Below are 10,939 nucleotides of genomic sequence, written 5' to 3' on the forward strand. Positions count from 1 at the left end.
CATTTTAGGGGACAAACCTGAGAGCTTGCGCTTTCAAGTATTCAGCCCGAATAACCAACGGACGAATAGCCGCGAAGATTCCATCCTATTAAGGTGGCTTAAAGGCACAAGCAACCCCAGGGGGCCGCAATGCAAACACCCGTCCAAGAAAAACCAACAGCTGTACCTGCAACCGGCGCCGCCGCGAGCAGCCACAGCACGGCCGCCACGTACGATTTTATGGTTGTCTCCAACAGGCTGCCGGTTGACCGCTGCGCGCCAGGTGAGAGCGGCGATGACGGCTCCGGCTGGCGCCGCTCCCCCGGCGGCCTGGTGACTGCCCTCGCACCCATGATGACCAAGACCGACGGCGCGTGGGTGGGTTGGCACGGCGCCCCTGACGAAACCGTCGAGCCTTTCAGCCACGGCGGCATGGACCTCGTGCCCGTCCAGCTGAGCAACGACGACGTTGAGCTCTACTACGAGGGTTTCTCCAACGCCACCCTGTGGCCCCTCTACCACGACGTCATCGCTCCGCCGGAGTTCCACAGAACTTGGTGGGACGCCTACCGCAGGGTCAACCAAAGGTTCGCCGACGCCGTCGTACGCCATGCCGGCCAGGGCGCCACGGTGTGGGTCCAGGACTACCAGCTGCAGCTGGTGCCGCGGCTGCTGCGCCAAGCGCGGCCGGACCTGCGGATCGGGTTCTTCAACCACATCCCCTTCCCCCCGCCGGAAATCTTCGCCCAGCTGCCGTGGCGGCATGCCATCATTGACGGCCTGATGGGTGCAGACCTCGTGGGCTTCCAGCGCCCCAGCGACGCCGGCAACTTCATGCGCTCCGCCCGCCGGTTCCTCGGCGCCAGCGTCAAGCAGCAGCAGGTGCATGTGAAGGGTAAGGACGGCGAAATCACGCACATCGCCAGGGCCCAGGCCTTCCCCATCTCCATCGACGTAGCCCAGATCAACGAACTGGCCCACAACCCCGACATCATCGAGCGTGCACGCCAGATCCGCCAGGATCTCGGCAACCCCAAGACCATCCTCCTGGGCGTGGACCGGCTCGATTACACCAAGGGCATCCGGCACCGGCTCAAGGCGTTCGAGGAACTCCTGAACGAAGGCAAGCTGACGGTCGGCGACGCAACGCTGATCCAGGTTGCCAGCCCCAGCCGCGAACGGGTTGAGCAGTACCGCCTCCTGCGCGAGGAAATCGAAGGTACCGTCGGCCACATCAACGGCACCTACGACACCATCCAGAACACGGCGGTCCGCTACCTGCACCACAGCTACCCCGTGGAGGAGATGGTGGCGCTGTACCTCGCCGCCGACGTTATGCTCGTGACGGCACTGCGGGACGGCATGAACCTCGTGGCCAAGGAATACGTCACTGCCCGCAAGGACAACGACGGCGCGCTGGTCCTCAGCGAGTTCGCTGGCGCCGCGGACCAGCTCAAGCAGGCGCTCCTGATGAACCCGCACGATATCGACGGTCTCAAGGACACCATCATGCGGGCCGTCGATTTGCCTCCCAAAGACGCCGCGCGCCGCATGCGGTCCATGCGCAAGCAGATCCTGGAACACGACGTCGACCACTGGTCAGCTGACTTCCTGGCCGCCCTGAACGAGAAAGTTGTCCGCGATGACTCCTGACGCCCGGCCCGCCAAGGGCCCGCTCACCTTGTCCCCCGAACTCCGGCAGGCCGCCCGGCGCATCGCCCAGACGGAACACCTGCTGGTGGCCATGGACTTCGACGGCACCATTTCCCCGCTGGTTGACCGCGCCGACGACGCCCGCCCGCTTCCCCGCTCGGCCGCCGCTTTCGCCGGGCTCGCCGCCCTTCCACGCACGACGACGGCACTCATCTCAGGGCGCGCCCTCGCAAGCCTGCGCGCGGCCGCCTCGCCCCCGGTGGACACGCTGCTGATCGGCAGCCATGGCGCCGAGGCATGGCTGGGCCCCGGCTCCGCGGAGCTGACACTCGATGAAGCCCAGCGCCTGCTGCTGGCCGAAGTCCGCGGTGTCCTCGAAGAAATCGTTGAGCAGGCACCGGGCACGCTCCTCGAAGACAAGCCCGCAGGCGTAGTCCTGCATACCCGGCTGGCCACGGACGATGTTGCCGAGGACGCGGTGGCTGCGGCCCGTTCCGTTCTCCAGGACCGCAAGGGCGTTTTCCTGAAGAACGGCAAACGCGTCCTGGAAACGTCGGTAGTCAACGCCTCCAAGGGCGAGGGCCTGACGTTCCTGCGCCAGATCACCGGGGCCACTGCGGTCCTCTTCGCCGGCGACGACGTCACGGACGAGGACGCCCTGGCGCGCCTGGAATCCGGCGATGTGGGCGTCAAGGTGGGCCTGGACTTCACCCAGGCCGAGTTCCGGGTGGAAGCCCCGGCCCACGTGGCAGAACTGCTCGAAGCGCTCCTGCAGGAACGGAGCCTGGTGGTGGCGGAAGAAGAGCCCGGCACTGACTGAACATCGGCGACATGTCCAACCTCACATGTGACCTCCGTAACATTTGCACCAATACGCCAATCGTCTGACATACTCTTGGTTGTGATGTGGCGCACAGGAACCGTGCGGCGTCACGTGATACTCCTCGGCTTCGGCCGGGGAGTACACGGCTGCAATGCCGTGGATAACTGAATTACATGAACCATTCACAACGGATCGTCCGGCACGTACCTGCCGGTGAAGGGATTGATAACTGTGGCTACAGTTACTTTTGATAACGCTACGCGTCTGTACCCGGGCACAGACAAGCCCGCTGTTGACAAGCTCAACATCGAAATCGCCGATGGCGAATTTCTGGTCCTCGTAGGACCCTCCGGTTGCGGTAAGTCCACCTCCCTGCGCATGCTCGCAGGCCTTGAGGACGTCAACGCCGGCCGGATTCTTATTGGCGACCGCGATGTCACCGATGTTCCGCCGAAGGACCGCGACATCGCGATGGTTTTCCAGAACTACGCGCTGTACCCGCACATGACGGTTGCAGACAACATGGGCTTCGCACTGAAGATCGCCGGCGTTTCCAAGGAAGAGCGCGCCGAGCGTGTCCGTGAAGCCGCCAAGCTTCTTGACCTCGAGCCGTACCTGGACCGCAAGCCGAAGGCACTCTCCGGCGGCCAGCGCCAGCGTGTTGCCATGGGCCGCGCCATCGTGCGTAACCCGCAGGTGTTCCTCATGGATGAGCCGCTTTCCAACCTGGACGCCAAGCTCCGCGTCCAGACCCGTACGCAGATCGCATCCCTGACCCGCCGCCTTGGCGTCACCACCGTTTACGTCACCCACGACCAGGTCGAGGCCATGACCATGGGTGACCGCGTGGCTGTGCTGAAGGACGGCCTGCTGATGCAGGTAGACACCCCGCGCAACCTCTACGACAAGCCCAAGAACGTCTTTGTTGCCGGCTTCATCGGCTCCCCCGCCATGAACCTGCTCGAACTGCCCGTGGTCGACGGCGGCGTCCAGTTCGGCGGAACGGTTTACCCGGTGCCGCGCAATATCCTCGAAGAGGCCCACGGCAGCACCGTCACCCTGGGCAGCCGCCCCGAGGACCTTGAGCAGGCCTCTCACGGTGAGGGTCTCCAGGTCGAGGTCGACGTTGTTGAAGAACTCGGTGCCGACGCCTACGTCTACGGCCACACGACGCTGGACGGCAAGGACCACGACATCGTGGCACGCGTCGACGGCCGGCGCCCCCCGCTGAAGGGCGACACCATCTACGTCCGTCCGCAGTCGGGCCACGTGCACCTGTTCGACACCAAGACCGGTCTGCGCCTGGGCGACTAGTCCCAACCGGTGATCGAGCCTGTCGAGATCTAACCGACGGCGGCCCTCCTGACTGGACGGGCCGCCGTCGGCGTTTAAGCCCGAGGTTTAGGCCAGCCGCCCCTCTGTACGAAAGAATTGACCCATGACCGACGAAAACAGTGCACAGTGGCACGACGAGCCCACGGACTACGCGCAGGTCGGCAAACTGCCGCGGTTCGAGGCAGCGAGTGCCAAGGATGACAAGGTCCTTGCCGCTTCCAGCTCGCTGAACATCACGGCGGCGTCCGCGGATCCCGAACTCCTGGACCTGCCCTGGCACATCGCACTGGAGGACTGGCCGGCTGAGAACCTCGCAGCGCTCCCCCGCGGCATCTCGCGGCACATTGTGCGTTTCGCGCACCTGGGCGGCTCCGTCATCGCCATCAAGGAAACGTCCGAGCATGTGGCCCGCCACGAGTACCACATGCTCCGCAAGCTGGCCCGCCTGGACGTCCCGTGCGTTGTCCCGGTAGCAGTCATCACGGGCCGGACCACCCTGGATGGGCGGCCGCTGAACCCCGTACTGGTCACCCGCCACCTGAAATTCTCCATGCCGTACCGGGCCCTGTTCTCGCAGATGCTGCGCAAGGACACCCTGACCAGGCTCATCGATGCTCAGGCCCTGCTGATGGTCCGGCTGCACCTCATCGGCTTCTACTGGGGCGACGTCTCGCTCTCCAATACGCTCTTCCGCCGTGACGCGGGCGCGTTCGCCGCCTACCTGGTGGACGCGGAAACCGGCGAGCTGTATCCCGATCTTTCCACCGGCCAGCGCGAGTACGATCTCGAGATTGCCCGGGTCAACATCGCCGGCGAGCTGATGGACCTCCTGGACGGCGGCCTGATCGAGGAGAAGGTGGACCCGGTGGCCACCAGCGAACTCATCATGGAGAGCTACCGGCGCCTGTGGACGGAACTGACCGAGAAGGAATCCTTCGAAATCGGCGAACGCTGGCGCGTGGCCGCCCGGATCCGGAAGCTCAACGAGCTCGGGTTCGACGTCGAGGAATACGCCATCAAGACCACCCAGAACGGTTCCACCATCCAGCTCCAGCCCAAGGTGGTCGACGCCGGACACCACCAGCGCCGGCTGCTGCGGCTGACCGGACTGGACGCTCAGGAGAACCAGGCCCGGCGCCTGCTCAATGACATGGACTCCTTCCGGGCGGACAACAACCCGGGGATGGACGAGGAATACAGCGCGCACCTCTGGGTCAGCCAGGTCTTCGAACCCATCGTGCGTTCGATCCCCCGCGACCTGTCCCGCAAGCTGGAACCGGCGGAGGCGGTCCACGAGGTGTTGGAGCACCGCTGGTACATGTCCGAGGAGCAAGCCCGCCACATTCCGCTCGCCGAGGCAGTGCAGTCCTACATCGAGTCCGTCCTGCGCCACCGCCGGGACGAAGCCGCCATCATGCTTAACCCGGACACGGCAATGCTGAAGATCCTCGAAGTGGAAACCGAGGAGTCCTCCCGCTATGGCGCCGACGAATCCATCGAAGAGTACCCTGACGTCGACGACTGACGCGGACCATGGGCCGGCAGCGGTGGCAGCACGGCTGTGTTAACACAACCCCAACTAGGTAGCAGGTGGCGGCCTCTAGATGGCCTTGCCCGGGTTCAGGATGCCGGCCGGGTCAAAGAGTTCCTTGATCCTGCGCTGGAGCTCCCTGACGGGTTCCGCCTGCTCCAGGCCCAGCCAGCGCAGTTTGTACTGCCCGATCCCGTGCTCGCCGGTGATGGTGCCGCCCATTTCGAGCGCAGCCGCGATGGAGGCGTCCAGGGCAAGGTTCAGCCGGGCCATGGCGTCAGCGTCCACGGCGCTGTCCTGGCGGTCGATCCAGAACGTAGGGTGCAGGTTGCCATCTCCCGCGTGCGCCACCACCTTCAGGCTCACACCATGTGTTGCCGCGAGGTCTTCCAGCGCCGCCACGTAATCCACCAGGCGTGAGCGCGGCACGGCCACGTCCTCGCCCACACGGTATTCGTCATCCACTTCCACGCCCCGGCTGTTCCGGCGGAGTTCCACGAGCTGCTCGGCTTCCGCCGTAGATTCCGTGCTCACCGTCGCCCCGCCGGCCGCGAGAACGGAACGCACGACGTCGGCCTCCGCCGCTGCCCCGAACCCGTCGGTCTGGATCAGGAGCAGCGAACGGCCGCGGGAGCTCAGGTCGGAGCCGTGGAGGTCGTCCAGCTGGGCCAGCGTCCCGCCGTCGAGCAATTCCATGATGGCCGGCTGCACGCGGGCCCGGCCCACCGCCAGGACGCCGGCAGCGGCCTGCCTGAAGTCCGGGTAGAACGCGGCGATGGTGTGCACGTCACGGGGCAGGTACTTGAGCCGGACGGTCGCCCCCACCACGATGCCCAGAGTGCCCTCAGAGCCCACAAACAGTCCCGTCAGGTCGTAGCCCGCCACGCCCTTGAATGTCTGGTGGCCGGTGTGGATGAGGGACCCGTCGGCCAGCACCACATCCAGCGCCAGCACCGAGTCCCGGGTTACGCCGTACTTGGCGCAGCGCAGTCCCCCGGCGTTCGTGGCAACGTTGCCGCCGATCGTCGAGGAACGGAAGCTCGCCGGATCCGGCGCGTACATCAGGCCGTGCTCTGCGGCGGCGTCGTTGAGGGCGGCGTTGACCACGCCGGGCTCGACGACGGCGGTCTCGTCGTCCGGGTTGAGGTCAAGAATGCGGTTCATCCGTTCCAAGGACAGGACTACGCAGTTCCTGCTCGCGTGCGCACCGCCGGACACGCCTGTTCCGGCTCCGCGGGCCACAACGGCGACGTTGAGGGCCGCGCACAGCCTGACTACGGCCTGCACGTCCGCAACTGACCTGGCAAAGACCACCGCTTCGGGGAGCTGGAAATCCAGGACAGGAGCCTGGTCCACTGCATATCGCGCGAGCAGTTCCGCTTCGGTACTGACCTGCCCTGACCCGAGGGCGCCCGCCAGCTCTTCAACCAAGCTGCCCACGCAGCCTCCCGTTCCTTGTCGTTGTTGTCGTTCTCCCCCAGTCTAGGGCGGCCGGCAGGAGCTGAGGGCGTCGGCATCTGCAGTCTGTAAACGCTTCCATTTCTGGAATTCAACCAGTCATCTGAACGTAAGCAACCCTGCGGTCATATGACTGGAAGCGTTTTCATTTTGGTGTCGACACGCCTAAACTTTTCTCCATGTCTGTAGATACAGCGTTTACCGCCACCGCCCCACTGATGGGCCGGCTGTCCCTTATCCACGACGCCGACAACGCCCCCGGCTGGTGGCGCTCCGCCGTCATCTACCAGGTGTACCCGCGGTCCTTCCGGGACCTCAACGGCGACGGCATCGGCGATCTCGCGGGGATTACGGCGGAACTGCCGCAGCTGGCCGAGCTGGATGTGGACGCTGTCTGGCTGTCCCCCTTCTACAAATCGCCCCAGCGCGATGCCGGCTATGACGTCAGCGATTACTGCGACGTGGATCCGATCTTCGGCACCCTGGGTGACTTCGACGTCATGATTGCCGAGGCCAACCGTCTGGGGCTGCGGGTCATCGTGGACCTGGTTCCCAACCACTGCTCGGACCAGCACGCGGCTTTCCAGGCAGCCCTCGCCTCCCCGGCAGGGAGCCCGGAGCGCGACATGTTCATCTTCCGGGACGGGGCCGGGCCTGAAGGCCACGAACCGCCCAACAACTGGCAGTCCCACTTCGGCGGTCCGGCCTGGACCCGGGTCATGGGGCCGGACGGCCAGCCCGACCAGTGGTATCTGCACCTGTTTGATTCCTCTCAGCCGGACTTCAACTGGGACAACCCGGCCGTGCATGCCGAATTTGAGCGGGTGCTCCGTTTCTGGCTGGACCGCGGCGTCTCCGGCTTCCGGGTGGACGTCGCCCACGCTTTGGTCAAGGCCCCGGGCCTGCCCGCCTGGGGCGGCCGGGCCGACGGCGGCAGCTCGGACGGCTTCCCCGGCCACGAGGCCCCGATGTTCGGCCAGCCCGCCCTGCACGACATCTTCCGGGCCTGGCGCCTGATCCTGGACGGGTACGGGCCGGACCGCATTCTCTGTGCCGAAGCCAACGTGGACCCGCTACCCCGCCTCGCCGACTGGGTCCGGCCCGATGAAATGCACCAGGCCTTCAACTTCCCCTACCTGCACGCCGGGCTGGACGTTTACCGGATGCGCAGTGTTATTACGGACTCGCTGACTGCCCTGGACGCAGTAGGAGCCCCCAGCACCTGGGTGCTCTCCAACCACGACGTGGTCCGGCATTCCAGCCGCTTTGGTTACAACGGGCCCGGTCCGCGCGATGGCGACGGCATCGGTGCGGCCGATCCGCAGCCGGATACAGCCCTGGGCCGTCGGCGCGCAGCCGCCGCCTCCCTGTTTATGCTGGGACTGCCCGGCGCCGCCTACCTGTACCAGGGTGAGGAGCTTGGGCTGCCGGACGGCATCGATATTCCGGAGCACCTGCGGCAGGATCCCACGTTCGCACGCACCGGAGGGGCCCGGCTGGGCCGCGACGGCTGCCGGGTTCCCCTCCCGTGGCGCAGCACAGAACGGCACCTGGGCTTTGGCTCTGGCCAGGATCCCTGGCTTCCCTTGCCGGCGAGCTTCGCGGACCTGGCACGGGACGCACAGGCCGCATCGCCGTCGTCGCATCTTTCCCTGTACCGGAACATGCTGGCGCTGCGCCGCGAACTGGGTTTGGGCCGCGGGTCACTGGCTTGGGCCGAGGACTGGTGCAGCGGTTCGTCCCTGGCGTACCTGAACGGCGATACGCTGGTGCTCATGAACCTCAACCACGAACCGCTGGAGATGCCGGCAGGCAGTGTCCTCGTCCGCAGCGCCGGCTCTGACTCTGGCTCGGACGCAACCCACTTCCTGGCGTCCGGAGAAACCGCGTGGCTGCGGGTTGGCGGAGGCGACGCGGCATAGTGGGACTTGCGGGCATCAAGGACGTTGCCGACCGCGCCGGGCTGTCGATCGCCACTGTGTCGCGGGCGCTCAGCGGCAAGGCGAACGTGTCGGCCAAGAGCCGGCAGCTGGCAAAGGCGGCAGCCGACGAACTGGGCTTCGTCCCGTCCTACCACGCGTCCAGCCTGGCTTCAGGCCGTAACCACAACGTGGGGCTGGTGGTCCCGTCCATCCACCGCTGGTACTTCTCGTCCGTGGTGGAGGGCGTGTCCGGCACATTGCTCGACGCCGGATACGACCTCACCCTGTACAACGTGGGTGACCGGCCGGAACGCCGCCACAGCGTCCTGAACGACTTCCTGCTCCGCAAGCGGCTGGATGCGGTCATCGCTGTGGCGCTGGTCCTGAGCGAGTCAGAAATCAAACAGCTCCTGGCAATCCACCGCCCGATCGTCGGCATCGGCGGTGCCCTGGCCGGTGCGTCCACACTCAGGATTGATGACGCCCGCCTCGCCAGGACAGCCACCGAGCACCTCCTCGGGCTGGGCCACACCCGGATCGCACACATCACCGGCGATGCCGAACTGAACCAGGACTTCAAACTGCCGGGGATACGCCGCGCCGGCTTTGAGGCGGCAATGCAGGCTGCGGGGCATACTGTCCGCCCCGAATGGGTAGTGTCAGCGGACTTCACCATCCAAGGCGCCTACGCGAGTGCCCGCAATCTCCTGGCCTCCGCGGCCGGGAGACCCACTGCTGTTTTTGCCGCTTCCGATGAGATGGCCATCGGCGCCATCCTGGCCGCGCGCGATTTCGGCCTGCGGGTGCCGCAGGATCTCTCCGTGATCGGCATGGACGGGCACGAACTGGGCGAGGTCTTTGGGCTGACCACCATCAACCAGGATGCGCGCGGCCAGGGCGCCCTTGCGGCCCGCATGCTGTTGGAAACGCTCGACGCCGGCGCGAAGCGGCCTGACAAGGGCACGCCACCGTCAGCAGCGGCCACCGACCGGGAGTATCCTACGGAGTTCCTAGTCCGGAACAGCACGGCCGTCCCGCCGGCCTGACCGTGCCCCTCAGTCCATTCTGAGCTGGGTCCGTCCCAAGCTGCTATTCAGGGCCGGCCGTCAGGCCTAAGCTTCCCCGCCCATGAACCTCACGAAACGGTCCAGCACCTTCGGCCAGCCGGCAGCATAGTCGGCGCGCGCTGCGGCAGGATCCTCCGCACCTTCCCAGCCGTTGTGGACCAGGCGCAGCTCGGTCCCGGATTCCATGGCCCTGAACGCGACTCGCAGCTCGGTGGACCAGATAGCGGTGGTCCCGGGATGCCAGGACGCGTGGAAGGAAAGCGGCGGCTGCCAGTCATCTATGGAACCCCAGACGGCGGTCCTGCCGTCGTCAGCTGTCTCCACGATGAGGTTCTCTTCAAACTCAACGTAAGATCCTGCCCCGTACACACCGTGTGAATCCAGCGGCCACCACAAGTGCGTGTGATCCGTGAAGCCGGCGAACGCCTGCGCCACCGGCCCCGGCACTGTGACAGTGCAGATGACAGGTTCAAGGTTCTCTGCGGGCTCAACTGAAGCGGGGAGGGCGTCGTCCGCGTGGCTGAAAAGATTATCCATGGACGCCAACTCTACGCGGCTCCAGCATCCGCCACAGTCGACGCTCTCTCACTTCCTGTGCGTTCGGGGTGATGCTCCCGCAGTGGCCTGTGTGCCGGGCTGGGGTGTTTGTGGTGTGGTGGTTAACGTGGGACAGCCCCCCAACCTGGTGGTTGGGGGGCTCTCGACCATTTAATGATGTTCCGGCGGTGACCTACTCTCCCACACCCTCCCGGGTGCAGTACCATCGGCGCTGTGGGTCTTAGCTTCCGGGTTCGGAATGGGACCGGGCGTTTCCCCCACGCTATGACCGCCGTAACCCTTCGACCCGTCACACCCGGTGGGGGGTGTGTGGGAAATCTGGTTACAACATGCTTTCTGCAACTTTTGGTTGCAGGTGTGGTGTTGTTATTGTGTTGTGTTTTTTGTTCCCTGCAACGTGCCCGTGTCGGGTTTGTTGTTTGGGAACCACATAGTGGACGCAAGCAGTCTTGTTATCTTTTTACCAGTGCTGGTGTGAACGTCTTTTGAAATCCGTTCACGCATTGGTGTGTGGTGTAAGTTATCGGCCTATTAGTACCGGTCAGCTTCACGAGTCGTTAGTCCTCGCTTCCACATCCGGCCTATCAACCCAGTGGTCTGGCTGGGGGCCTCT

General features: G+C 65.3%; 8 protein-coding genes and 1 rRNA gene. 6 read left to right on the forward strand and 3 right to left on the reverse strand.

Annotated features, from left to right (window positions below; all coding sequences use genetic code 11):
* Window positions 1–129: 129 nt before the first annotated feature.
* The 4 genes from ACX80V_RS21240 to ACX80V_RS21255 all read left to right on the forward strand — a co-directional run bounded on the left by ACX80V_RS21240 (window position 130) and on the right by ACX80V_RS21255 (window position 5,315).
* Window positions 130–1,632, forward strand: a complete 1,503-nt coding sequence (locus tag ACX80V_RS21240; RefSeq protein ID WP_485844811.1) for an alpha,alpha-trehalose-phosphate synthase (UDP-forming) — start codon at window positions 130–132, stop codon at window positions 1,630–1,632.
* Complete coding sequence (gene otsB / locus ACX80V_RS21245) at window positions 1,622–2,452, forward strand: trehalose-phosphatase (protein ID WP_485844812.1); 831 nt, start codon at window positions 1,622–1,624, stop codon at window positions 2,450–2,452. The genes ACX80V_RS21240 and otsB overlap by 11 nt, the downstream gene beginning before the upstream one ends.
* 234 nt (window positions 2,453–2,686) lie before the next feature.
* Complete coding sequence (locus ACX80V_RS21250; protein WP_104063642.1) at window positions 2,687–3,769, forward strand: ABC transporter ATP-binding protein; 1,083 nt, start codon at window positions 2,687–2,689, stop codon at window positions 3,767–3,769.
* Between the two features lie 124 nt (window positions 3,770–3,893).
* Window positions 3,894–5,315, forward strand: a complete 1,422-nt coding sequence (locus ACX80V_RS21255) for a DUF4032 domain-containing protein (RefSeq protein WP_141139534.1) — start codon at window positions 3,894–3,896, stop codon at window positions 5,313–5,315.
* Window positions 5,316–5,390: 75 nt separating this feature from the next.
* Here the strand turns inward: ACX80V_RS21255 and ACX80V_RS21260 are convergent, their stop codons facing one another.
* On the reverse strand, window positions 5,391–6,761 hold the full coding sequence (locus ACX80V_RS21260) for an FAD-binding oxidoreductase (protein ID WP_485844813.1): 1,371 nt from the start codon (window positions 6,759–6,761) through the stop codon (window positions 5,391–5,393).
* A 197-nt stretch (window positions 6,762–6,958) separates the two neighbouring features.
* On the opposite strand from ACX80V_RS21260, the gene ACX80V_RS21265 reads away from it, so the two are divergent.
* Window positions 6,959–8,701, forward strand: coding sequence for a glycoside hydrolase family 13 protein (locus ACX80V_RS21265; protein ID WP_485844814.1), 1,743 nt, complete (start codon window positions 6,959–6,961; stop codon window positions 8,699–8,701).
* Window positions 8,701–9,747, forward strand: a complete 1,047-nt coding sequence (locus ACX80V_RS21270; protein WP_485844815.1) for a LacI family DNA-binding transcriptional regulator — start codon at window positions 8,701–8,703, stop codon at window positions 9,745–9,747. The genes ACX80V_RS21265 and ACX80V_RS21270 overlap by 1 nt, the downstream gene beginning before the upstream one ends.
* Before the next feature lie 66 nt (window positions 9,748–9,813).
* Here the strand turns inward: ACX80V_RS21270 and ACX80V_RS21275 are convergent, their stop codons facing one another.
* Both ACX80V_RS21275 and rrf read right to left on the reverse strand, forming a co-directional pair.
* Window positions 9,814–10,305 (reverse strand): SRPBCC domain-containing protein, encoded by a 492-nt coding sequence (locus tag ACX80V_RS21275; RefSeq protein ID WP_485844816.1) that lies wholly within the window; start codon window positions 10,303–10,305, stop codon window positions 9,814–9,816.
* A 180-nt stretch (window positions 10,306–10,485) separates the two neighbouring features.
* Window positions 10,486–10,602 (reverse strand): 5S ribosomal RNA (gene rrf, locus ACX80V_RS21280).
* Between the last annotated feature and the right edge of the window lie 337 nt (window positions 10,603–10,939).

This window comes from Pseudarthrobacter arbutini, from assembly GCF_054510915.1.